Below are 23,919 nucleotides of genomic sequence, written 5' to 3' on the forward strand. Positions count from 1 at the left end.
CCGGAGTGACCATGCAAAATATTTAAAACATATGTGAACCATTTAAACAGAAGTTTTAAATCTTTAATATTTATAACTATCTATATATAAATATTAAAAATTTCAAACCGTAATCCACATAAACAATATCTGCCTACGACAGTACTAACTGTATCAGGTCATATGGGTCGGATAAAATCCCTCTCAGCATTAAGCTCCCCAGATGTATTTGATTATATTTACTTTCAATACTAATGTCAAGATATTTTTTACATTTTAACATACGAAAATGAAAGGCTGAACTGTTACTACGAAATTTCCTGCCCGATAACACCTTTATCACCAAATGTCAAGTATTGACTATCACCCACAAAAAAGCTACCATTATATTAAAACTTTTTATTAAGATTTTAAGGAAAAATCTGTCTTAAATTGTATTTTTCTAAAATATATTTGGAGGTTATTTATGATACTGGGGCTTTCCATTTACTTTATTCTGATGAATTTCTATGTTTTTAGCATTTTAGGCTGGGTTTATGAGAGCACTTTTGTTTCGATAAGAACCGGAAAGCCTGTCAACAGAGGCTTTCTCGTCGGTCCGATGCTTCCTTTATACGGTACGGGTGCTACTCTTGTTTATGTACTTTTACGACCTGTTTCCAGTCACCCGTCACTGCTTTACGCTCTCGGTATGCTTATTGCTACTGTTATAGAATACATCACATCTTATGTGCTTGAAAAACTTTTTCATGCTAAATGGTGGGATTACTCAAAAGCCCCTTACAATTTAAACGGCAGGATTGCCATTATCCCCTCTATGTTCTGGGGATTTCTGACTTTATTTTTGTTTGATGTCCTTGAACCGTTTGCAATATGGCTTATCGGTCTTATACCCGAGGCAACAGGGCTAAAAATACTTGCAGTTCTTATCTTGATTTCACTTGCCGATCTGACATACACAATTATTGAAACTGTTAATTTCAGAAAACAGTTGGAAACACTTTATACATTCAGACAGGAACTTGAACAGCAGTTTCAGGAATTACAGCTTAACTCATTGAAAGATGACCTCTTGGCAAAAATCGGTCTAAGTGAAAAAATAGAAAATATCCGTGAAAAACTTGCATCCTTAAAAGAAACTGTTATTGAAGAACCTAAGCTACGCCTTATTGAAGAAAAATTAAGTGATTATCGTGAAAAAAGCCGTTCTCTGTTAAAAAACAAACACTTTTTCATGGGAAACAGGCGTATTGTGGATGCATTCCCAACTATGCGATTTATTCCTAAAAATAAATCATCAATATCAGTAAAGGAGATGATTGGATATATAAATACAAAAGTCAAAAAAAATAATAAAGACTGACTGCCGGTTTGATTTTCACCGGTATATGTATTACATCATGTAACATTCAGAGCACATGAAATCCATTAAAGAAAGCAGGAATATTATGAAGATCATTAAAAGAAGCGGTTCAGAAAACGAGTTTGATGCAGATAAGATAATCGCCGCAATAAGCAAAGCAAATACAGAAGTTCCGACTATGGAACGCCTTTCAGAAGAACAGATAGCTGAAATAGCATCAAATGTTGAAAGTATATGCGAAGAAATGCACCGTGCCTTAAATGTTGAAGAGATACAGGATCTTGTCGAAGACCAGATAATGAACAAGCGTGCATTTGCCCTTGCCAGAAAGTATATAACCTACCGCTACAACAGGGCACTTGTAAGAAAATCAAATTCAACTGACAAACAGATCTTAAGTCTTATCGAATGTGACAATGAGGAAGTCATGCAGGAAAATTCCAACAAAAACCCTACTGTAAACAGCGTCCAGCGTGACTATATGGCTGGTGAAGTAAGCAAGGATATAACTAAAAGATTTTTACTTCCTGAGGATATTGTCAGAGCACACGAACAGGGAATAATCCACTTTCACGACTCAGATTATTTTGCACAGCATATGCACAACTGCTGCCTTGTAAACCTTGAGGATATGCTCCAGAACGGCACTGTCATAAGCGAGACTATGATAGACACACCAAAAAGTTTTGCCACTGCGTGCAATATTGCAACACAGAGTATCGCACAAATAGCAAGTTCACAGTATGGCGGTCAGAGTTTTTCACTTGCACATCTCGCTCCGTTTGTCGATGTGAGCCGCAAAAAATATTTTAAACAGGTAACTGCTGAATTTGAGACCGCAGGAATAAATTATACTCATGAACAGGTTGAAAAAGTTGTCGAGATAAGAGTTAAAGACGAGATAAAGCGTGGCGTACAGATGATACAATACCAGGTTATCACGCTTATGACTACAAATGGACAGGCTCCTTTTGTTACTATATTTATGTATCTCAATGAAGCAAAAGACGAGAGAACAAAGACAGACCTTGCAATGGTCATAGAGGAGATATTGAACCAGCGTATCCTCGGTGTGAAAAACGAAAAAGGCATCTACATCACACCCGCTTTTCCAAAACTTCTCTATGTGCTTGAAGAAGATAATATCACAGAGGGCTCAAAATACTGGTATCTGACAAAACTTGCCGCAAAATGTACCGCAAAAAGAATGGTTCCCGACTATATCTCTGAAAAAGTCATGCTTGACCTTAAAGACGGCAACTGTTATCCGTGTATGGGCTGCCGCTCTTTCCTTACGGTCTATCATGACGAGAATGGTAAACCTAAATTTTACGGCAGGTTCAATCAGGGTGTCGTTACCGTAAATCTTGTAGATATAGCCTGTTCATCAGAAAAAGATATGGATAAATTCTGGCAGATATTTGATAAACGCATGAAACTTTGCAAGAAAGCACTTATGTACCGCCACAACAGACTCAAAGGCACACTATCAGATGTTGCACCTATCCTTTGGCAAAACGGTGCCTTAGCAAGACTTAAAAAGGGCGAAAAAATAGACAAACTTTTATATAATGGCTATTCAACAATATCGCTTGGCTATGCCGGACTTTGCGAGTGCGTACGCTATATGACCGGAAAATCGCACACTTCGCCCGATGCAACCCCTTTTGCACTCGAAGTCATGCAGAAACTTAATGATTATTGCACTAAATGGAAAGCTGAGGAAAATATTGATTTCAGTATATACGGAACTCCGCTTGAATCGACAACATATAAATTTGCCAAATGTTTACAAAAAAGATTTGGCATAATTGAGGGTGTCACTGACAAAAATTATATCACAAACAGCTACCATGTTCATGTAACCGAACCTATAAACGCTTTTGATAAATTAAAATTTGAAGCCCGGTTCCAAAAACTCTCTCCGGGTGGAGCAGTAAGCTATGTTGAAGTTCCAAACCTTGAAAACAACATTGATGCCGTACTTGAAGTAGTCAAATATATTTACGACAATATTATGTATGCCGAACTTAACACTAAAAGTGATTACTGCCAGTGCTGTGGTTATAATGGTCAGATAGAAATTGTCGAAGATGAAAGCGGCAAACTTATATGGCAATGCCCTAATTGCGGCAATACCGACCAGAATAAGATGAATGTCGCAAGACGAACCTGTGGATATATCGGCACCCAATTCTGGAATCAGGGCAGAACACAGGAGATAAAAGAGCGTGTACTTCATCTTTAAACAGATATGAAGTCATAATAAACAAAACAATTCTGCCTCCGTAAATACCAAGCATATATTCGCAGGCTTGTTTTACTATTTTCCTGATAGGCTCAAAAAGCTGTATATCATATATTTCTAATGATATACAGCTTTTATATATAATATATTTAATTTATAACAGTGTATCTAATATTGATTATATGATATTTTCAAAATCCTACTCACACTTTTTTATCGTATCACATAATTTTTGATACTTTTCTCTAAGTATCTCATATAATTCTTCAACACCGTCCAAAGAACCACTTCTTAAAATCTCAACAATCCGGACATCTTCCTCCAATAAATTGTCAAATCCTAAGTTTCCTGACAAGCCTTTTAAGGTATGAGCACATTTAAATGCCTCCCCAACATTTCCCGCCTTAATATTTTCTCCAAGTTTACTGAAATTTTCATCGTCAAGAAATTTTACAAGAAATCTCTCATACAAATCATCTTTTCCCATAAATCTCTCAAGTGCCGTATTATAATCTACTCCCTGAGAAATCAGTCCCTCTTTCATATCTTTACTCATTTTTAATACTATTCCTCCCTCTTTGCAAGATCCATATTTATCTGTGTGAGATAATGAATATACACCTGATTTGTAATCTCTATCTCATATTCTTCTCTAAGTTCTTCCATTTTAAAACTCTTTCTGCCACCATTCCCTGCTCTGTCCCAAAATACTTTCATATCACGATACGGCACATAAAAGCACCTGTTCTCACCTGTAAACATAACAAGAAAAAAAGCAACTCCATCCTGCTTTTCAAACTTAGCCATAAATTCCATCTGATGACTATGTATATTTTGAAGCGGAAATGTTTTTGTCCTGCACTCTTTCGCATCAAAACACACCGGTATGCCCTGAACAGCACCTATATAATCGACTGTACTTTTCTGCTCAAAATATGCAAGTGTGATATGGCGGCTCTGCTTGTCTATCTCTATCGGTGTTATCGGAGTCGGTATTTTCTGCACAAGTGCAAGATTTTCCTGACTGTACTTTTCATTTGTGAAATTTACCGCCTCCTCCAGCATAGAACCTCTGAGTCCTCTCGAATTCCACGATCCCATTTATATTTCCTTTCTTAAATACCTTACCTTTTTACTTGCAAAAATCCCTGTTGTCTATCCCGATACCTTTAAGAATATTCAAAAATTCATCAGGCAGTGCCGCTTCAAAAACCTTATCCCTGTATTTTTTAGGTACTTTTTCATCATTTCCAAGTTTTAGTCTCCATGCGTGCAAAAGCTGGTGTCTAAGTCCAAACTCTTTTCTAAAAATCTTGTAAACATCCTTGTAGCCATATTTTGAGTCTCCAATAATAGGATGACCTATGCTCTTTAAATGTGCTCGTATCTGATGCGACTTTCCGGTCACAAGATGAACTTTAAGCAATGTGTAATATCCATCCTGAAACATACCTTGTCCTAGAGGCTCATACTCTGTTATAATGCGGTGTGCCCCCTCTGACATTTTATCTGAGATAGTAACCGTATTGTGATTTTCATTTTTTGTGAGATAACCGTCAATACGCTTAAACTTGGTAATTTTTCCTTTTACGATACAGAGATAATACTTTTTAAGTTTTCTCTCCCTGAAAAGTTCGTTCATGCTCTGAAGACCTTTTATTGATTTTCCCGCAACGATAAGACCGCTCGTATTTCTGTCAAGGCGATTGCAAATTCCAGGCTTAAAACCCTGAAATGCCTTATCTTCATTGTCTTTCTGACTTTCAAGATACCATGTGATGTGCTCTACAAGTGAAATATCATTCTTATCTGCTTTCTGTGACAGCATATCAACAGGCTTATTTACAACAAGAATATCCTCATCCTCAAAGATAATATCAAGCTTAACTCTCTGCTTCTTTGATGTAGTATCAGCCTTTGATATATACTGTTTTTCTGCACCGGCAATGCCCCTGAATTTATCAATCGTATCATCCGCAAGAAAAAGTTTCACAACATCACCTGCTGCAAGTTTCTCCATACCTGCCGCTTTCTTCCCGTTTAACACAATATTCTTCTTTCGCATCATCTTGTAAAAAAAACTTTTAGGAGCCTCCGGCATAAACTTTGCAAGATACTTATCAAGTCTTTGTCCCTCATCAACCGAAGTGATGCTAATCTCTCTCATATTTCTTTCCTCTCTTTTACACAATAAGTGAAACAATATAAGACTTCACATTATCTTCCTGTTCCTCATCCACATCAACACTCTTGACATTATCAAGCTCATTTATGAACAATTTCTCGCTCTCAACTATCTTGACTTTGTAATCATCGCCCCAGTTTGCAACACCGTCCGTGAGATATTTTCTTATATAGGAAATATCAACTTTTTTGTCACTTGTAATACCTATTACCTGCTTATTTCCAACAACCACAAAGTCAAGACTCATAACCTTTTCGGATGATGTTATGACAAGGTCTGTGTATAGTGTCATCCCCTCTGTAACATGAGCTTTTATCTTATCAAATCTCTCTTTTCCGACAGTGTGATACGGAAATGCAACTATATAAGCTACAAGAAATTTTGCAGCCGGAAGTGCAAAAAGTACAGCAACGACCGTAAATATGTTTTTATTTGACATTTTATTTAAAAACAATCCTATTATAAATATAGCAAGACCGATAACTGCCATTGCCACCGTTCCCAAAACCGCTTTCTTTTTTTTGTACTCTAAATATCCAAGTTCACCTCTTGAAATCTTCATCTTTTAATATCCTTTCCCTAAAATTTCAAGGCTCTGTGCCCTGTATGTCTCTGCTATTATATCAAGCTGCTTGTTGAAACGCTTCAACATTGTCATGTCATTTTGTTTATATATCTTATAAAATTCATCCTGAATTTTTTCGACTTCTCTCTTATTTGCGACATAATAAAGTTCTTCTATACTTCTGACTATGTCCGCTATAATATTTGCTTTCTGTCTGTTGTGATTTTGTGCATCCATTATCTCCTCACGAACAGAAGCCATCTCATTATCAAGAACCTCAACTGCATTTGCCGCGCTTAAAAGTCTTTTCCTTAATTCCTGTGGCATATGTTCTTTATATTTGTATTGGAGTGAATGTTCTATTGTAGACCAGAAATTCATCGCAAGCGTTCTTATCTGAATTTCCACTTCAAGCTTTTTAGGACCGTATATAGTCTGAACCGTATAATATGCGATAACATGATAACTCCTGTAACCGCTCGGTTTACTGTTTGTGATATAATCCTTTTCCTGTTTGACCTCAAGGTCACCACGCTTTTTTATTATTTTTACAACTGTATTTATATCTTCGACAAACTGGCATATTATCCTGATTCCCGCTATATCCTCTATCTTCTCCTCGATTTCTTCTATCTTAACATTCTTTCTCTGAGCTTTTTCCATAATACTCGATATGCTTTTTACTCGTCCTGAAACCGACTCTATCGGTGAATACATCCTTCCATTCTGATATTCTCTCTTTATATGATTAAACTTTACCACAAGCTCATCCACTGCCTGACCATATGGCTCTAATATTTCTTTCCAAAGCTGTATTTCCATCTTAATCTCCATTTCTGCACACATTTTTTGTGCATAATGTGAAATATATTTCACAAATAAGATTTATATCCAGTGTGCACAGATAAAAATCCCATGTGTGAATAATATTTTGTATATGACTTTTCACACTATTATCACCGGCATTTCTCTAGTTTTTTTAACAGATAAAACGGATTTATGCTGCTTTCTCCTATTCCATCCTTTATATATATTCCAAAATGAAGATGCACCGGAAATTTTCCACTTGTCCCCTCATCTCCATATCCTGTATTTCCCATATATCCTATAAATTGACCGGCTTTCACCCTGTCCCCGCATTTTATGTTATCTGCATACGAAGCAAGATGTGCATAATAATAATATATCCCACTGTCACTTCTTATTCCCAGCCTGTAACCTCCAAGTTTAAGCCAGCCCTTTTTCTCTACGGTCCCATCTGAAACAGACCTTATCTTAAACAAACATTTTTTGTCTACTGAGGACATTATATCTATGCCTTCGTGTTTTCTTTTTCCGCCAAAGCTTCTGCCGTCACCATATCCGTTTTCATAATAACAATTCACTTTATCTTCTCTATTGACATTCTCATTCTTTGCCGCTGGAAAAACACTACATTCCTTTATAATGTCAGCTGCCACTTTTCTGCTCTTATTATTCTCAAATTGTGCCATAAATCTGCACTCTGTTTTCATTACACATTCCCATGTGCATATATAATGCAGACTTACGCACAATATGATACATAAAACTACCGCAAAAATTTCTTTTTTATATCTGAACCTGATATTTCTATTTTTTAATTTATCCACTGAAGTCCGTCTCCTGACATACCTATAGATAAATCATATGCTCAAACTTTATATCTATGACGCAATCACATATTTCTAGACTTGTCGGCACAGGCACTCATTGCTTCGATAATGCTGCTTCTAAAACCTTTTTCTTCCAAAACTTTTACTGCTTCTATCGTCGTCCCTGACGGTGAACATACCATATCCTTAAGCTCTCCGGGATGCTTTCCTGTCTCGAGTACCATCTTCGCACTGCCAAGTACAGACTGTGCCGCAAACTGATATGCCTGTACTCTTGGCATCCCTTCTGCTACCGCCGCATCTGCCATTGCTTCGATAAACATAAATACATATGCCGGTGAACTTCCGCTTACGGCAATAACCGCATCCATTATCTTTTCACTCACTATCTGGGCAAGCCCGAATGAAGCTATAAGTTCTACTATTTCCTGTTTCTCATCATCTGTTATGTTCGCATTTGGGCATATAGCCGTCACCGCTTCTCCGACAAGTGCCGGAGTATTAGGCATTATCCTGACTATTTTTTTCTTTCCGCCAAATGCGTTTTCAACCCATTCAACACTTTTTCCTGCCGCAACGCTTATTATAAGCTGTTTTTCATCTACAACATCTTTTATCCCGTCTATGACTTCCTCATAATAAAACGGTTTTACGGCAAGAAATACTATATCCGCTTTTGCAACCTCTCTATTATCAAGTGTTACATTTATTCCAAATTCTTTGGCAACTTTATCGATAGTCTTTTGTGTAGCGGCTGACGCAATAATATCCTCTTTTTTTACAATTTCCTTTGCAAGTATTCCTCCTATCATAGCCTGTGCCATGTTTCCTGCACCAATAAATCCTAATCTCATGTTTGCCCTCCATTTCCCACAGCACTTTTGCAATATGCTGCCTTTCTTTATCTATTTTATAATTCATGCGATACAAGGACAAAATAGCTTTTGCCCCACTATCTTTCTTAGTAATATTTGTTTCACTAATTATAATACCACTCTTTTAATTCCATTGCATTCATAAATTTTTTCTGAAATTCTTTTTCACCGGCAAGCTCAACATGATGAACTTTTTTAACCTGTTTTTCCATCTCATCAATAAATCCATCCTCAAACAGTGCCATTGCTGCTCCATCTCCTGCCGCATTTCCAACATTCTCAAGCTTTTCAGGATATTTTGGAAAAAGTCCGAAGTTCATTGCCTGCGATACATGGATATATTTTCCGAACACGCCTGCTATCTTTATGCTGTTTATATCATTTAACCCGATACCTGCCTTTTCAAGCAGTATCTCGCAGCCTGCCTGTATCGCACCCTTAGCAAGCTGGACATTTCGTATGTCTTTCTGTGTTATGACTATATTATTTTCTTTTGATAATATGAAACAGTTTCCATCCTTATCATCACTTTTTAAATGTTCACAAAGATTTATATTAACATTCTGCCTTAAGGCTTCCTCTCTTGTCAACAAATATCCGTCTTTTTTAAGAAGTCTTGCTTTCATAAGCTCTGAAATTGCGTCTATGAGCCCCGAACCACATAGTCCTCTCGGATTTTCTACTTTTCCATCATCAAGCATACCAAGTATGATATTTCCGTTTACCCTGCTTATCTTCACTGAATTTATTGCTCCCGGTGCTGCACGCATACCTGAATGGATGCCTTTCCCCTCAAATGCCGGACCGGCCGCTGTCGAAGTTACAAATACTTTTCCTGAACAATTTAACAAAATCTCGGCATTTGTACCTATATCTATCGCAATTTCATTTATACCCGTTTTATACATTTTTTCTTTGCAAAGCACTGCTGCCGCATCTGCACCGACATGAGCCATAATATTAGGAAGCACGATAACCTCATCAATATCATATATCTTAAAACCTATATCGTATGAATTAGTCCTGTACACTCCCTCATATGCAACGCTAAATGGGGCCCCCTTAAGACCTGTCACATCCTTATTTAAATATATGTGGCACATTGTTGTATTTCCCACAACAACCATTTTCTTAATCACAATATCCGGTATTTTATCACTTTCCTTACTTACAATCTTGCTGCTTATCTTAGACTGTATATTGCTTTTATGTCCGCTAATGTTGTTATCTAAGATACTCCCTATTATATCCTCTATCTGCTCTATGAGAATATCATGTAACAACTGCTCTTTTCCGTTTATGCAATGCATTATCCTCATCATAACATCACTGCCGTACATTGTCTGACAATTCGTCCGTGTCTGATTTCCTATAAGTGACCCGCTCTTTATGTCAAATATTCCTATTGCGATACTCGTCGTTCCAATATCGACAGCTATTCCAACTTCCAAATTTATATCATTATTTAAAACATCTGTATCAGTACCCTCAGATACAACTTTTTTTTCTTCTGTCTGTTTATTCTTTACATACAGAACAGATTTCTCCGAAGTAAATTTTTCTTTTTTAATTATTACCATTCTGTCTCCGTTTTGTGTTAGCTTGAAAAAGGAACCGTCCATAAGACGATTCCTTAATTTTACAGTCCACTGTGTCTATTTAGCATAATCTGTAACTCTGGATTCTCTGATTACATTAACCTTAATCTGACCCGGATATTTTAATTCTTCCTCAATCTGCTTTGAAATGTCTCTTGCAAGCAATACCATATCGTCATCACTGATCTTGTCAGGTACAACCATAACACGTACTTCCCTGCCTGCCTGGATTGCAAATGATTTTTCAACACCCTTAAAGCTGTTTGAAATATCTTCTAACTGTTTCAATCTGTTTGTATATGTTTCTAATGTCTCTCTTCTTGCACCCGGACGAGCTGCTGAAATAGTATCTGCGGCCTGTACGATACACGCAATTAGAGTTTCAGGCTCAACATCACCATGATGTGCCTCAACTGCATTTATTACAACCTGAGATTCTTTATACTTGCGACAAAGATCTGCACCTATCTGAACATGAGTACCCTCCATCTCCTGGTCAACACTCTTTCCAATATCATGTAATAAACCTGCTCTCTTTGCTGTACGGACATCCACACCAATCTCGCCTGCAAGAAGCCCTGCCAGATGAGCAACCTCTATCGAATGATTAAGTGCATTCTGTCCATAACTTGTCCTGAATTTCATCTTTCCTAAAAGACGGATAAGTTCAGGATGAATACCATGCACTCCAACTTCTAATGTAGCTGCTTCACCTTCTTCACGCATCATTGATTCGACTTCTTTCTTAGCCTTTTCGACCATCTCCTCAATGCGTGCCGGATGTATTCTTCCATCAACAATAAGTTTTTCAAGTGCAATTCTTGCTACTTCTCTCCTTGCACCATCAAAGCCTGATAATACTACTGCTTCCGGTGTATCATCTATAATAAGATTTACTCCGGTAAGAGTTTCGATAGTACGGATATTTCTTCCCTCTCGACCTATTATCCTGCCTTTCATTTCATCATTAGGAAGCTGTACGACTGATATAGTCGTCTCTGCAACATGGTCTGCGGCACATCTCTGTATAGCTGTAACCACATAATCTTTTGCTTTTTTGTCAGCTTCTTCCTTTGCCTTCTTGTTAAGTTCTTTAACAAGAACGGCAGTCTCATGTTTCACATCTTCTTCAACAGATTTTAACAGATATTCCTTAGCTTGTTCAGTAGTCAGTCCCGAAATTTTTTCAAGTTCCTGCAAATGACTTGCCTTGATTTCTTCAAGCTCTTTTTTCTGCCTGTCAAGGTCAGCATTTTTTGCATTCAGCTTATTTTCTTTCTTTTCAAGTGCATCTGACTTCTTATCCAGAGTTTCCTCCTTCGATAATACGCGTTTTTCATATCGTTGCAATTCTGCTCTTCTCTCTTTGGATTCACGCTCAATCTCATTTTTCGTCTTGATCGCTTCTTCCTTTGCTTCAAGAAGTGCTTCACGCTTTTTAGTCTCAGCAGTTTTCAAAGCATCATCTATGATTCCGCGTGCTTTTTCTTCCGCATTGCCAACTTTTACTTCTTCGCTCTTTTTATATTGTTCAATAGCGACATTTTTTGTAATAAGCGCTGTAACGATAATCCCAACCAATAGAAGCACAATGGCTATTATTATAATAACCACTTCCATCGAACAGGAGCCCTCCTTATAAATATTCATTGTGTTGTAAATAATATACATATAATCAAAAAAATCTTATCCATATTACATACCACAACAATATAATTTTATACTTTTTGCATTAAGCTGTCAAGATATGAACTGCCAGAAAGTCATATAAAATGTAACAGTTCAGCCATAAAAAGAGAATCATATCATCTCTCACCAATCTTTAAATTTGGAACGGCATTTAAGTCAAGACCACTTCTTGTACCTGCCATATATTCATAATAGCCCTGCACCGCTATCATAGCCGCATTGTCAGTACAGAATACCGGCGACGGATAATATAATGTAATGTTATTTTTTTCACATCCACTTTTCATTGCTGCTCTTAGTGCTGAGTTTGATGCAACTCCTCCCGCGACGGCTATCTTATCCTCTCCGAGACGCTTTGCTGCATCTATCGCTCTCTCAACAAGCACATCAACCACTGCCTGTTGGAAAGACGCTGCCACATCTGCTCTGTTTACTTCTATGTTTTTCATCTCACATCCGTTAAGATAATTTAAAACGGCTGACTTTACTCCCGAAAAGCTGAAATCATATTTACTTCCATCTATCTTTGCTCTCGGAAATTCTATTGCATGAGGATTTCCCTCTTTTGCAAGTTTATCTATCTTAGGACCACCCGGATAACCAAGACCTATCGCCCTTGCGACTTTATCAAAGGCTTCCCCTGCTGCATCATCATGTGTGCATCCGATTATCTCAAATTTACCATATTCGAGTACACGCACAAGATGTGTATGTCCTCCTGATACCACAAGACAAAGAAATGGCGGCTCTAAGTCTTTGTGTTCTATGTAGTTTGCTGCTATATGTCCCTCTATATGATGAACACCGACAAGTGGTTTCTTTGCCGCATATGCGATAGCTTTCGCTGCACCGACACCGACAAGCAGAGCTCCGACAAGTCCCGGACCATATGTAACACTTATGGCATCTATATCATCAAGTGTTACATTTGCATCCTCAAGTGCCTGCTCTATAACCTGATTTATCTTTTCAATATGCTTTCTCGATGCAATTTCCGGTACAACACCGCCATACAGAGTATGTATCGCTATCTGAGAAGAAATCACATTTGAAAGAACCTCTCTGCCGTTTTTAACCACTGCTGCTGCAGTTTCATCACAGGAACTTTCTATTCCTAATATCAATATATCGTCTTTCATTTATTCCTCCGAATTGTCAAAATATTTTTTTCCTTCCTTTGCCGCATTACTCCATCCTAATATTTTCCAATTTCCTGATGAATCCTTACGACACATAAATTTCTCATAAAGTCTTACTCTGTCCGACCCTTTTTTTACAAGTGTATTCGTGTAAAGTATGGCACACTCTTTTCCTTTTTCCTCTCCAAACTTTACATCATCATTGTCCTGTACTATATATGAGGAAATCTTTTGTTTGTTGCTCTTATATTTCTTTTTATCTAATTTAAAATTTTTAAGCATTTTATCCCATGAATTGTCTGAATGACTTAAAAATTCATCATCATAGAGCCTTCTAAGCTGTTTTAAAAGTCCCTCAAATTCACTGTTACTTAAATCATCCTCATTATACATACATTGATTAAAACGCCAGTACAATTTTACAACCTCTGTCGGTGTTTTTGGATAAGCAGTATCAAGATCCTTTGCGAGCAGCTTTCCGTACTCTGTATTTGGAAGTTTTACTTCATCTGCCGCATCCTGTGTTATCTTTTTGTTTATCACATAATATCCGGTAACAGCTAACACAACGATAATAAGCATAATAAAAAATGCACTCGTAATCTTTTTTTTATTTTTATCCATATTCTCCCTCTTTTCCGCACCTTTTTATACAATGTGCTGATGTATTTTGTTATCTTGCCATTTGTATTATAATTCTTGCACACTTATGCACTTTATATATAATATATTCGGATTATTTAGATAATTACATTAATTTTTGAGAATTTTACATTTTGCACATTTTGAATAACTTTTGTTTTATTCATCTTCGGGGTATGACAGTGTAACACTCTTTCCGTCCTTTCCCGGATAAGAATTTTTAAATATCTTTCTTACCGGTCCCATATAATTTTCCGGATGTATCAGTGAAGGACTGTAATGTGTAAGCCACATCTCATTAACATTTGCTTCTCTCGCCACTTTTGCCGCTTCGCTAAACATCATGTGCTTTTTCTCTACTGCTTTTTGTTTTTTGTCACTCTCGCCATACATTCCCTCACATATGAGAAGGTCTGCTTCTTTTGCATTTTCCACAAGACTTTTCACCGGTCTTGTATCAGTGCAATATGTAACTTTTATTCCTTTTCGCTCAGGACCTATAACCATATCCGGTGTATAGACCTTTCCCTCAAACTCTATAATCTCACCTTTTTGAAGTCTGCTCCACAATTTCATCGGAACCTCATTTTCTTTTGCAAGCTCAGGGAAAAATCTTCCACCTCTTTTTATATCTATCGTATATCCATAACACGTTACATTATGGTTTACTTTAAATGCTGTAAGATGGTACCCGTTTATCTCTATCGTCTGGCAGTCCTCAGAAAGTTCAATAAAATTCAATTTAAACGGAAGTCCCGGAGCTATTATCCTCAAAGAATTTACAACTTTTTCAAGACCTTTTGGACCAATAAGCGTTACCGGCTCCTTTCTGTCTGAATTTCCCATAGACAGCAGAAGACCCGGCAGCCCGCTTATATGATCCCCATGATAATGTGTAAAACATATCGTATCGATGGGATTTGCACTCCATCCCATCTCTTTCATGGCTATCTGCGTTCCCTCTCCGCAGTCTATCAAAAGACTGCTCCCTGAAAATCTCACCATGAGTGCCGTAAGCCATCTTCCCGGCAGCGGCATCATCCCGCTTGTCCCAAGTAAACATAAATCTAACATTTTTCCTCACATTCCAGAGAACTTTTATATAACGATACAATTATTTGCAATGATTTTTATAAAAAATCAATTTCTTTTTGAGAATGAACCGTCTTATCACTTTACAATTCATGAACCTCCGTAATCTCAGGCGGTATCACAAATTTCTCAATCATATCATCATAACATTTTTCACATATGACAAACGAGTGGAGCATACCATCTTTTTTTGAAAAATATCCCCACTGTTTTTTCGCTTCAAATGCGTCCTCTTTTAATATTCCTTTTTCTACAAATAATTTTTTTCCACATACATTACAATATATATCCTTCATGTTTCCTCCTGACATTTCATCTGATGCGTTATTTGTATCACTATATCTGCATTTATAATACGCCAGGAATTTTATAATGTACAGTGGTAATAGCTGGCAGGCAGCGTAGCCTCAAACACCAGACCGTCTTCTGCCGGTTCACTATAATAATTTTTTCTTTTACCTATCTGTTCAAATCCATATTTTTTATAAAGAGTTATTGCGGCATTATTGCCCTCTCTGACTTCAAGAAGAACTCTCTTAACTCCATTTGTTTCAAGTTTTTCAAATGCCTTTTTTAACATTCTGTCTGCAAGATGATTTCTTCTGTAGTCATTAAGGACTGCTATCCTGCAAAGGTCGGCATCCTCGAATGATGTCGTAAAAATACAATAACCTGCCTGTATGTTTTTTTCGCTGTCATATACCACAAGGCAGATATTATCTGATGACAACAATGTACTCTCTATGCTTTTTTTACTCCACGGATGAGAAAAAATAATCTCTTCTAAATGAACCGTCTCATCAATATCTTTAACAGACATTTCATCTATATTAAAACAATCTCTCAATTTTAACCCTGATTTTTTAACCTTTCTTCTCTTTCTCTCTCAGCCTGTGACTTTCTAAGATAAATAGGTTTGTGCTCGTCTGCACTTTCTGCCTTTCCCTGCTCAAAATATATGCTGCCAAGAACTGCTACTGCTGCCGCACTCTGTTTTGAAAGATGTACCGGTGCAAAAACAAACTCATTTTTTAACTCATTTTCTATTGTCTCCCTGTGAACCTCTACACCGTCACCTAAAAATATGACCTTTTCATCATATTCTTCAAGTTCTTTTAAAATATCATGTATATCAACGGCTTTCTGCTCTGACAGACAGGTAAGTCCGTCACCATCCGCTTTATAGATACCCGTGTAGACCTGACCTCGTCTTGCATCCATTATAGGGCATATAAGTCCGTCAAAAACACTTACCCTGTAGGCAAGTCCCTCCAATGTAGGCACTGAAACTATCGGTTTTTTAAGAGCAAGTCCTATCCCCTTTGCCGTTGCTGAACCTATACGGAGTCCCGTAAATGAACCGGGACCTGCTGCAATCGCTATGGCGTCTATCTGTTCAAGTTCAATACCTGACATATCAACAACTTTTTCTATCATCGGAAGAAGTGTCTGCGAATGTGTCTGTTTATTGTTTACGGTAAACTCCGCAATGATATTTTTCTCATCGGCAATAGCAGCCGAAGCCACAAGCCCTGAACTGTCAATTCCTAATATCTTCATCTCTGTAATCTATCTCCACTTCTTTTTTATTATTTTATACATTTTTCACTTATTCTTCTATCGTGATATTTCTATAGTCAAATCCTTTTTCAAGATCTTTTTCTATGGTGACACTGATGTGCTCATCCGGTATTATCTCGCTTATAAGACCTGCCCACTCTATAAGGCATACTCCATTTCCGAAAAAGTAATCCTCATATCCTATCTCATCCATCTCACATACATCGGCAATACGGTAAACATCAAAATGATAAAGCGGAAGTCTTCCGCTCTCATATATCTGCATAATGGTAAAAGTCGGACTGCATATAGGTTCGTCTATACCAAGTCCTTTGCCAAAACCTTTTGTAAAAACGGTCTTTCCGACACCGAGGTCACCATTTAAAAGGATTATGTCCCCCGGTTTGCAATTTTCTCCAAGTTTTTTTCCAAGCTCAAATGTGTCTTTCTCACACTGGCTTACCACAACTTTTTTACTCATCAGTTCCTCCGTTTTCCTCTGTTTCTTCCGGTTCATAGTCTTTGTACTGTTTCACTTTTTCCTGTATAAAACCGACAAGTGAACCAAAATCATCACCACACTGTTTCTTTGTAAATATAAATGCCCTCACCGGTGACATATAAACATAGACAGCATCCTTTACAATAACCGTCTTTCTTATATCATACCACTTTACATCTGCTTCCTGTTCTCCCTGCGAAACAGTAATACCGTTATCACTTATATTATAGTGTAGTTTAGCATTTATACTCTTGTTCTTTTTCACCTGTGCATTTGCCTTACTCCAAAGCATAAGCGGCTGTATAACGGTAAATATAAGACCTATTATTATAAGAGCCATAATGGCAGTTTTGTCAAGGTATTTATATCTCACTGCACATATTATAAGACTTCCAAAACTAATGATAAGTCCAAAAATTCCTGACATACTCTTATAGGTGTGTCTCATCGAAAATGCGTAAAGCTCAGCCGCACTAAGTTTTGCATCAAAATTAAATTCAGTCATTAAAATCCTCCATATTAGTTTTATGTTCTCTCTGTATTTTCTGAATAAAGATTTCCGAGAGAACATTTTTTAGGCATACTGCCCCACTCTTATATCATTATAAGTTTTTTCGGTCAAAAAAACAATACACAAGCGTTTTTTTGTGATATAATAGTAACAGTTCAGCCATAAAAAGATACTTGGCAATACAATGAGCTTGTTCATTGTATTGTTAAGTAGCTTCTTATGGTAGAACAGCCTTTCATTTCTGAAATGAGGGCAAAGCCCTCGCGAGCACGCTCAGATGGAACAAATTTATTTGTTCCATCCTCACTTTGCTTTCGCGTAAATAAACAAAACCTGCCAGCGACTGACAGCTCGCTGGCAGGTTTATGAATGTAATAAATTAAAGGCTGAACTGTTACAAATTATAACTATCTAGAGCAGGGGGAACATTTTATTGTCTGTAAACATGGAAAATTATAACAGCAAAGAAGAACTTGAAGCAATCATTGAACAGGAGATTGATTTTGAAAAATTAAACGAACTGTGTGAACATATCACAAATGCAATAACGGAAATCCTCACTTCATGTGGTCTGTATTTCCGCATATTTTCGCGTGTAAAATCGGTCGAGTCGATAGCTTCAAAACTGTACCGCGGCAAATACGGAACTTTAAACAATCCTAAGAAAATACAGGATCTTATCGGGCTTCGTGTAATTCTTTACTATTATGATGACCTTAGTATATGCCGCGATATTATGGAAAGAACTTTTCAGATGATAGATGAGTGGTCGCGTAACTTCTTTGAGTCCGATGAATTTCGCGCCACAAAGATAAACGGTGTTTTTAAATACCCTGCCGAATATTTTAATCTCTACACAAAAGAAATGTGGTCGCTGCCTATTGATACCACATTTGAAACGCAATTCAGAACAGTATTTTTCGAGGGATGGCACGAAATAGAACATGATATGCGTTATAAAAGCCGTATCAGTGATGACCAGTTCTGGAAAGGCAGCGAGGAACTCTCCCGTATGTTAAATTGCATACTTGCAAATCTTGAACTTAGTGACTGGTCTTTAGTCAAGCTTTTTGAAGAACTCTCTTACAATCACTATAAAAACATGAACTGGGAATTGATGCTTAAAAGCCATTTCCGCATAAAACTTGAGGACTCGGCTCATCTCCACCCTGACATAATTGCAATATTCAATCAGGACAAAGAGATTGCAAAACAGTTTTATAAATGTCCGAGGATAATCCTTATCCGTGAACTGTTAAAACTTGACAATCCGGTTATAGATTACAATCTTATAATCAAACTTGTTAATAATAAGCTTGTCAAAAATCAGCTTATAAGACTTGTATGTGACAAGATAGATGAGCCGCGTGACAGCCGCATATACAAAAAAGAAACCCTCGCAAGACTTGAGTCAAACATTTTGTTTCACCTTGAACTTCCTCTGCTCCACAAGGAATCAAGAACACTCGAAACTGAATTTATAAACTCCTGTGCAATCGTATATAAATGGGCACGTTTTAAAATGGATCCGGTATTTGAAGATATGCCCGAGGAAGTAATTTCATATAAAAACAAACTGCCCGGATATCAGTTAAAGATACAATATGATGTTGATGACCTTACTTTTCATATGAAGATTAGCTATATCGACAGTAAACACATCGGTACTCTCTGGCATATCCACACCTCAATAGCAAAGCTTGATGACGGCAGACTACATTTTTATCATATGACCTCAAAAGATCTGCCTCGAAGCATCAGCCAGAAAGAAACATTTTTAAAACCGTCTTTTCTGTCTGATCTTTCAAATAAAACCGGTATAGTAGATGTTATCCGTCTCGGCAATAAAGCCGTATTTGTAACTGACGATAATGATTATTCAGATTTTTACAGCCTTATAAAAAACCAGGAAAGAAAACTTCCTATCATAGCTATAGCACAGCAGCTATCTGAAGATGATACCAATACCGGACAGAAAAAAAATGAAGAATATAAAGACGGCTATGACATGAACACCTTTACAATCAACGGAACAAGACTTGCAAAGGTTATAGGACAATATTCCCATGTATTTATGACAGACAGAGCCCTTGTTTCAAAATTTGCCAAAAGTTTCAATATTCCTGAGGCAAATGCTGACGGATGCATCTGTATATTCTGGCCGGCACATACCCAAAAACATTTTACTCTTTTTACAAGAAGAATGATTCTTGAAAGCCAGTTTGATTTTAACCGTTTTGCATTCCACGATGAAGATGTATATGAAAAAGCATTTCGTCATAAACTTGTCCAGATAATTAAAGAAGATAATATAAGCCGTTAAATATAAAGTGCAAAACAAAATGTAAAAAACTAAAATGCTTAAACAGATTGTTTAAGACTAAACATAAAAACAAATTTTCAAAAACAAAAATGCTTTTACAAACATATCTTATTTGTAAAAGCATTTTCTTTAACTCAATGTAATACTCAATGTAATATTTTTTCTTTTATTTTTCACTTTGCGCGATACTTCCACCTTTATCTCATCTCCACTCTTATGCTTCATCAGCACATTATGTAATGCATATACTGTTTTTACTGATATGCCGTCAATTTTTTCGACCACATCGGCAACTCTCATACCGCCTGCATATGCCGGTGAACTTGAATAAACCGCCGTCACATATATCCCTCTGGATATGCTATGCTCAGCCGCAGCCGCAGAATCAACATCCTTTCCTTCCATGCCCATATATGCGACATTTTTTCCTCTCATCAGAAGCTCTATCATATCATTTATACTGTTTATCGATACAAAACTGATATTTTTTTCTCCTGTAAGATTTGTATAATGATTGTTTATGATGCCTATCACATTGCCATCTGTATTTAAAATAATACCGTTACTTATTGATGTGCTTACCATATCCGTTGAGTACATCGACAACTGATTATCAATAATCGACACTTCGATATCTGATTTGATAACTTTTCCAAGCATCACGGAATACATTATACCATTTGGTGCTCCCACCGCTATAACATTAGATCCATTTATTGTACCTGACACACTTCCAACACTTATCGGAAAAGCCTTTCTTCTTGTTGCTATAGGAATATTTGTCTTATCTACACGCAATGCCGCAATATTGATATTACTGTCAATATTTATCACGGATGCCTTAACTTCCGTACCATCAAAAAATTCAACAGATACCTCGTCTGTGCCATTTACAGCACTTGAATCGGTAACTATGATATATTCATTTCTTGTAATACCAAATATTGCCCCAAAAGTCACACCGCCATCATCACTGTTTACATCTTTCCAGTTGTTATCCGCCATGACACCTTTAACTTTTACAAGTGCATATTTATAACTGCTGCCTATCGCCGCCATTTTCTTTGAAACATGGTCATAATTTGTAATTGAATCAATATCTGACTGACTTACACTGCGTCTCACTATCTTACTTCCATCTATGTCATCATCCTGACCTGTTGCCTCCGGTCTTACCGTTTCTACCAGGTAATCCCTAAAATCCATGTCCGCACCAAGCCTGCTTTGAACAAAATAAAATGCGGCTCCGGCTGCCGAACCAAAGATTAATGCAAGAACTATTACCGACACCGCTTTTTGAGCATATTTTATTGCATTTTTTTTCTGTTGCGGCCGTACCTGTTCTTTCATAAAACGGTACTTTTCAGAATCATGCTCCTTCTCCTCTACAGGCTTTTTATGAATTGTCATATATATACCTCTGTTATCATATAAGAATTTTGCATTTTAACCAAAAATAATCATTATTTTTAACTCATTATGTATAAATCTACCATATATTTATGAATACAATATTAACAAATCGTAAAAAATTACTGTGTACTTGATTACTTCCTATAATATGTTGTAAAATAAAGATGGATATTTTTGTCCGTAATTTTGAAACAGATGAACGGAGAACAAACATGAATATAAAAGCATTACATACTCTTGAGTATGATAAAATAATAGCGAAACTTGAGTCATATGCCGCATCACCACTTGGGAAGGAGTATTGTAAAAACCTTCTTCCGACTGATGATGAAGAATATATCCTCAAAGCACAGCGTGAAACAAGTGATGCTCTCACGCATATACTCACGCAGGGTGAGGTTTCTTTCGGCGGTGTAAAGGACATACGGGCAAGTCTTAAAAGACTTGAGATTGGTTCAATACTTGGCATTGGTGAATTACTTAACATATCAAGTCTTTTATCAACAGCAGGAAGTGTTAAAAACTTTTTCAGGAAAAATCTTAATGAAAATAATGAGACAGGCGATTCATTAAATGAACGCTACCAGCTTATAGAACCTCTCTCCCCGTTGATGAAAGAGATACGACGCTGTATCATTGATGAAAACACGATTGCTGATGATGCAAGTGTTGGATTAAGCCATGTAAGGCGCAGCATGAAGATTGCAGGCGGTAAAATACATGACCAGCTTAACTCCATTGTAAACGGCAGCAGCAGAAGTATGCTCCAGGATGCCATCATAACCATGAGAAACGGCAGATACTGTCTGCCGGTAAAAGCTGAATACCGCTCTTCATTTAACGGTATGCTTCACGACCAGTCAGCCACCGGTTCAACACTTTTTATTGAACCGGCATCCGTTGTCAAATTAAATAATGAAATAAGACAGCTTGAACTCGACGAACAGGAAGAAATTGAAAAAATACTTGCTAATTTAAGCAACCAGACTGCTGAGCAGAGTTTTTTTATTGAGCAGGATTTCAGAATACTTTCTGAACTTGATTTCATTTTTGCCAAAGCAATGCTCTCAAAAAATATGAAAGGCACAAGACCTGTTTTTCCAAAGGAAAAATATATAGATATTAAGGATGGCAGACACCCTCTTATCGACCCCAAAAAAGTTGTCCCGATAAATCTGCATCTTGGACGCGACTTTTCACTTCTTGTCGTAACAGGACCAAATACCGGTGGTAAAACAGTTTCACTTAAGACGATAGGTCTGTTTACACTTATGGGACAGGCCGGACTTCATATCCCGGCATTTGACGGCTCAAGCCTTAGAATTTTTAACGAAGTCTACGCTGATATTGGAGATGAGCAAAGTATCGAGCAGAGTCTTAGTACATTTTCATCTCATATGGTAAACACCGTATCTATTCTTGAAAAAGCTGATGAAAACAGCCTTGTATTATTTGATGAGCTTGGTGCAGGAACTGACCCGGTCGAGGGAGCTGCTCTTGCAACGGCGATACTCTCAAATCTTCACAACAGGCATTCCACTGTCATGGCTACAACACATTACAGCGAATTAAAACTCTATGCGCTTCAGACACCTGATGTTGAAAATGCCTGCTGTGAATTTGATGTAACTACTCTTAGACCTACCTACAAGCTTCTGATAGGTGTTCCGGGCAAAAGTAACGCATTTGCCATATCTAGCAAACTCGGTCTTACCGACGATATTATAGAAGATGCCAAAAATCATGTCGCATCCGATGCAAAGCATTTTGAGGATGTTCTCGCAGAACTTGAAAAGACAAGAGTAGAACTTGAAAAAGAACACGAAATGGTTTCAAAAAGCCGAAAAGAGATTTCTGAATTAAAGAAATCCCTCAAAGAAAAGAATGAAAAGATAGATAATTCTAAAGACAGAATATTGCAACATGCAAACGAGGAAGCAAGCCGCATCCTTGCAGAAGCCAAAGACTATGCCGACGAGACCATCAGAAAATATACAAAGTGGGCATCAAGCGATAAACACATAAAGGAAATGGAAGCTCAAAGAGCTGCCTTGCGTGAAAAGATGGATTCAAAGCAGTCAAAGATAAAGGTAAAAAATAATAAGCCGAAATCAAAGCAGCTTAAACCGTCTGACCTGTTTATTGGTGCAGATATAAAGGTACTCTCACTTGGTGCAAACGGCACAGTGAGCACACTTCCTAATGAAAAAGGTGACCTTTTTGTTCAGGCAGGACTTTTAAGGACAAAGGTAAATATAAAAGATATTGAACTTCTTCCGCAGAAAAAGTCTGAAAATACAGGCAATCACAATGGAAGTGGTAAAATCCGCATGAATAAGGCATCCGGTATCAAAGGTGAAATTAATCTTATCGGTATGACTGTAGACCAGGCAATGCCTGTACTTGAAAAATATCTTGATGATGCCTACCTTGCACATATGAGCCAAGTTACCATTATACACGGAAGAGGAACCGGCGCCTTAAGGACGGCTACACACAATCACCTCAAACGCACTAAATATGTCAAATCTTTCAGGCTCGGCGAATTTGGAGAGGGTGATATGGGTGTTACAATAGTTAATTTTAAATAAAAAGGAGAAA

At 37.2% G+C, this 23,919-nt stretch carries 22 protein-coding genes and 1 riboswitch; of the genes, 4 read left to right on the forward strand and 18 right to left on the reverse strand.

From position 1 onward, the window contains the following. Positions 1-113: 113 nt before the first annotated feature. A riboswitch (TPP riboswitch) is annotated at positions 114-211 on the reverse strand. Positions 212-445: 234 nt separating this feature from the next. Together DWZ63_RS11700 and nrdD are read left to right on the forward strand one after the other, a co-directional pair. Next, positions 446-1,342, forward strand: a complete 897-nt coding sequence (locus DWZ63_RS11700) for a hypothetical protein (RefSeq protein WP_118499992.1) — start codon at positions 446-448, stop codon at positions 1,340-1,342. A gap of 85 nt (positions 1,343-1,427) precedes the next feature. Then, positions 1,428-3,590, forward strand: coding sequence for an anaerobic ribonucleoside-triphosphate reductase (nrdD, locus tag DWZ63_RS11705; RefSeq protein WP_118499993.1), 2,163 nt, complete (start codon positions 1,428-1,430; stop codon positions 3,588-3,590). A 199-nt stretch (positions 3,591-3,789) separates the two neighbouring features. On the opposite strand, the gene DWZ63_RS11710 is transcribed toward nrdD, so the two are convergent. The 17 genes from DWZ63_RS11710 to DWZ63_RS11790 all read right to left on the reverse strand — a co-directional run bounded on the left by DWZ63_RS11710 (position 3,790) and on the right by DWZ63_RS11790 (position 17,576). Continuing rightward, positions 3,790-4,146: an Hpt domain-containing protein gene (locus DWZ63_RS11710; protein ID WP_118499994.1), complete on the reverse strand. Its 357-nt coding sequence runs from the start codon at positions 4,144-4,146 to the stop codon at positions 3,790-3,792. Between the two features lie 8 nt (positions 4,147-4,154). After that, positions 4,155-4,691: a Holliday junction resolvase RecU gene (locus tag DWZ63_RS11715; RefSeq protein ID WP_118499995.1), complete on the reverse strand. Its 537-nt coding sequence runs from the start codon at positions 4,689-4,691 to the stop codon at positions 4,155-4,157. Positions 4,692-4,722: 31 nt separating this feature from the next. After that, positions 4,723-5,757 (reverse strand): RluA family pseudouridine synthase, encoded by a 1,035-nt coding sequence (locus DWZ63_RS11720; protein ID WP_118499996.1) that lies wholly within the window; start codon positions 5,755-5,757, stop codon positions 4,723-4,725. Positions 5,758-5,773: 16 nt separating this feature from the next. Next, positions 5,774-6,337: a hypothetical protein gene (locus tag DWZ63_RS11725; protein WP_118499997.1), complete on the reverse strand. Its 564-nt coding sequence runs from the start codon at positions 6,335-6,337 to the stop codon at positions 5,774-5,776. A 3-nt stretch (positions 6,338-6,340) separates the two neighbouring features. Next, positions 6,341-7,162 carry a GTP pyrophosphokinase family protein gene (locus tag DWZ63_RS11730; RefSeq protein ID WP_022015440.1) on the reverse strand — a complete coding sequence of 274 codons (822 nt, stop codon included), beginning with the start codon at positions 7,160-7,162 and terminating at the stop codon, positions 6,341-6,343. 134 nt (positions 7,163-7,296) lie between these two features. Next, positions 7,297-7,971, reverse strand: a complete 675-nt coding sequence (locus DWZ63_RS11735) for a M23 family metallopeptidase (RefSeq protein ID WP_243020608.1) — start codon at positions 7,969-7,971, stop codon at positions 7,297-7,299. A gap of 65 nt (positions 7,972-8,036) precedes the next feature. Further along, positions 8,037-8,828 carry a pyrroline-5-carboxylate reductase gene (gene proC / locus DWZ63_RS11740; protein ID WP_118499998.1) on the reverse strand — a complete coding sequence of 264 codons (792 nt, stop codon included), beginning with the start codon at positions 8,826-8,828 and terminating at the stop codon, positions 8,037-8,039. Positions 8,829-8,953: 125 nt separating this feature from the next. Then, on the reverse strand, positions 8,954-10,429 hold the full coding sequence (locus DWZ63_RS11745; protein WP_182431513.1) for an ASKHA domain-containing protein: 1,476 nt from the start codon (positions 10,427-10,429) through the stop codon (positions 8,954-8,956). A 75-nt stretch (positions 10,430-10,504) separates the two neighbouring features. Beyond that, positions 10,505-12,067: a ribonuclease Y gene (rny, locus tag DWZ63_RS11750; protein WP_055944212.1), complete on the reverse strand. Its 1,563-nt coding sequence runs from the start codon at positions 12,065-12,067 to the stop codon at positions 10,505-10,507. A gap of 185 nt (positions 12,068-12,252) precedes the next feature. Beyond that, positions 12,253-13,275, reverse strand: coding sequence for a tRNA (adenosine(37)-N6)-threonylcarbamoyltransferase complex transferase subunit TsaD (gene tsaD, locus DWZ63_RS11755; protein ID WP_118500000.1), 1,023 nt, complete (start codon positions 13,273-13,275; stop codon positions 12,253-12,255). After that, the gene (locus DWZ63_RS11760; RefSeq protein WP_022015446.1) at positions 13,276-13,899 is read right to left on the reverse strand and encodes a DUF6715 family protein; all 624 of its coding nucleotides are present in this window, start codon (positions 13,897-13,899) and stop codon (positions 13,276-13,278) included. A 177-nt stretch (positions 13,900-14,076) separates the two neighbouring features. Further along, a complete protein-coding gene (locus tag DWZ63_RS11765; protein ID WP_118500001.1) occupies positions 14,077-14,991 on the reverse strand; it encodes a ribonuclease Z in 915 nt (304 codons plus the stop codon). Positions 14,992-15,092: 101 nt separating this feature from the next. Further along, positions 15,093-15,305 (reverse strand): hypothetical protein, encoded by a 213-nt coding sequence (locus DWZ63_RS11770; RefSeq protein WP_243020610.1) that lies wholly within the window; start codon positions 15,303-15,305, stop codon positions 15,093-15,095. Between the two features lie 71 nt (positions 15,306-15,376). Next, positions 15,377-15,856: a ribosomal protein S18-alanine N-acetyltransferase gene (rimI, locus tag DWZ63_RS11775; protein ID WP_118500002.1), complete on the reverse strand. Its 480-nt coding sequence runs from the start codon at positions 15,854-15,856 to the stop codon at positions 15,377-15,379. Between the two features lie 2 nt (positions 15,857-15,858). Beyond that, positions 15,859-16,569, reverse strand: a complete 711-nt coding sequence (gene tsaB / locus DWZ63_RS11780) for a tRNA (adenosine(37)-N6)-threonylcarbamoyltransferase complex dimerization subunit type 1 TsaB (RefSeq protein ID WP_118500003.1) — start codon at positions 16,567-16,569, stop codon at positions 15,859-15,861. Positions 16,570-16,618: 49 nt separating this feature from the next. Next, entirely contained in the window at positions 16,619-17,050 is a 432-nt protein-coding gene (gene tsaE, locus DWZ63_RS11785; protein ID WP_118500004.1) for a tRNA (adenosine(37)-N6)-threonylcarbamoyltransferase complex ATPase subunit type 1 TsaE, read from the reverse strand. Continuing rightward, entirely contained in the window at positions 17,043-17,576 is a 534-nt protein-coding gene (locus tag DWZ63_RS11790) for a YcxB family protein (RefSeq protein ID WP_022015451.1), read from the reverse strand. The genes tsaE and DWZ63_RS11790 overlap by 8 nt, the downstream gene beginning before the upstream one ends. Positions 17,577-18,015: 439 nt before the next feature. Here DWZ63_RS11790 and DWZ63_RS11795 point away from each other — a divergent pair, with 439 nt between their 5' ends. Then, the gene (locus DWZ63_RS11795; protein WP_118500005.1) at positions 18,016-19,905 is read left to right on the forward strand and encodes a hypothetical protein; all 1,890 of its coding nucleotides are present in this window, start codon (positions 18,016-18,018) and stop codon (positions 19,903-19,905) included. A gap of 129 nt (positions 19,906-20,034) precedes the next feature. Here the strand turns inward: DWZ63_RS11795 and DWZ63_RS11800 are convergent, their stop codons facing one another. Then, positions 20,035-21,315, reverse strand: coding sequence for a S1C family serine protease (locus DWZ63_RS11800; RefSeq protein WP_118500006.1), 1,281 nt, complete (start codon positions 21,313-21,315; stop codon positions 20,035-20,037). 215 nt (positions 21,316-21,530) lie between these two features. On the opposite strand from DWZ63_RS11800, the gene DWZ63_RS11805 reads away from it, so the two are divergent. After that, on the forward strand, positions 21,531-23,909 hold the full coding sequence (locus tag DWZ63_RS11805) for an endonuclease MutS2 (protein ID WP_118500007.1): 2,379 nt from the start codon (positions 21,531-21,533) through the stop codon (positions 23,907-23,909). Positions 23,910-23,919: the final 10 nt, after the last annotated feature.

Origin of the sequence: Clostridium sp. AF34-13 (genome assembly GCF_003477845.1) — a bacterium.
Classification (GTDB): Bacteria; Bacillota; Clostridia; order Lachnospirales; family Lachnospiraceae; genus Butyribacter; species Butyribacter intestini.

What these genes read in the sequence shown, in the direction of transcription:
- DWZ63_RS11700 (WP_118499992.1), top strand. Translation starts at nt 446, where the DNA reads ATGATACTGGGGCTTTCCATTTACTTTATTCTGATGAATTTCTATGTT.
- nrdD (WP_118499993.1), top strand. Translation starts at nt 1,428, where the DNA reads ATGAAGATCATTAAAAGAAGCGGTTCAGAAAACGAGTTTGATGCAGAT.
- DWZ63_RS11710 (WP_118499994.1), bottom strand. Translation starts at nt 4,146, where the DNA reads ATGAGTAAAGATATGAAAGAGGGACTGATTTCTCAGGGAGTAGATTAT.
- DWZ63_RS11715 (WP_118499995.1), bottom strand. Translation starts at nt 4,691, where the DNA reads ATGGGATCGTGGAATTCGAGAGGACTCAGAGGTTCTATGCTGGAGGAG.
- DWZ63_RS11720 (WP_118499996.1), bottom strand. Translation starts at nt 5,757, where the DNA reads ATGAGAGAGATTAGCATCACTTCGGTTGATGAGGGACAAAGACTTGAT.
- DWZ63_RS11725 (WP_118499997.1), bottom strand. Translation starts at nt 6,337, where the DNA reads ATGAAGATTTCAAGAGGTGAACTTGGATATTTAGAGTACAAAAAAAAG.
- DWZ63_RS11730 (WP_022015440.1), bottom strand. Translation starts at nt 7,162, where the DNA reads ATGGAAATACAGCTTTGGAAAGAAATATTAGAGCCATATGGTCAGGCA.
- proC (WP_118499998.1), bottom strand. Translation starts at nt 8,828, where the DNA reads ATGAGATTAGGATTTATTGGTGCAGGAAACATGGCACAGGCTATGATA.
- DWZ63_RS11745 (WP_182431513.1), bottom strand. Translation starts at nt 10,429, where the DNA reads ATGGTAATAATTAAAAAAGAAAAATTTACTTCGGAGAAATCTGTTCTG.
- rny (WP_055944212.1), bottom strand. Translation starts at nt 12,067, where the DNA reads ATGGAAGTGGTTATTATAATAATAGCCATTGTGCTTCTATTGGTTGGG.
- tsaD (WP_118500000.1), bottom strand. Translation starts at nt 13,275, where the DNA reads ATGAAAGACGATATATTGATATTAGGAATAGAAAGTTCCTGTGATGAA.
- DWZ63_RS11760 (WP_022015446.1), bottom strand. Translation starts at nt 13,899, where the DNA reads ATGGATAAAAATAAAAAAAAGATTACGAGTGCATTTTTTATTATGCTT.
- DWZ63_RS11765 (WP_118500001.1), bottom strand. Translation starts at nt 14,991, where the DNA reads ATGTTAGATTTATGTTTACTTGGGACAAGCGGGATGATGCCGCTGCCG.
- DWZ63_RS11770 (WP_243020610.1), bottom strand. Translation starts at nt 15,305, where the DNA reads ATGAAGGATATATATTGTAATGTATGTGGAAAAAAATTATTTGTAGAA.
- tsaB (WP_118500003.1), bottom strand. Translation starts at nt 16,569, where the DNA reads ATGAAGATATTAGGAATTGACAGTTCAGGGCTTGTGGCTTCGGCTGCT.
- tsaE (WP_118500004.1), bottom strand. Translation starts at nt 17,050, where the DNA reads ATGAGTAAAAAAGTTGTGGTAAGCCAGTGTGAGAAAGACACATTTGAG.
- DWZ63_RS11790 (WP_022015451.1), bottom strand. Translation starts at nt 17,576, where the DNA reads ATGACTGAATTTAATTTTGATGCAAAACTTAGTGCGGCTGAGCTTTAC.
- DWZ63_RS11800 (WP_118500006.1), bottom strand. Translation starts at nt 21,315, where the DNA reads ATGACAATTCATAAAAAGCCTGTAGAGGAGAAGGAGCATGATTCTGAA.
- DWZ63_RS11805 (WP_118500007.1), top strand. Translation starts at nt 21,531, where the DNA reads ATGAATATAAAAGCATTACATACTCTTGAGTATGATAAAATAATAGCG.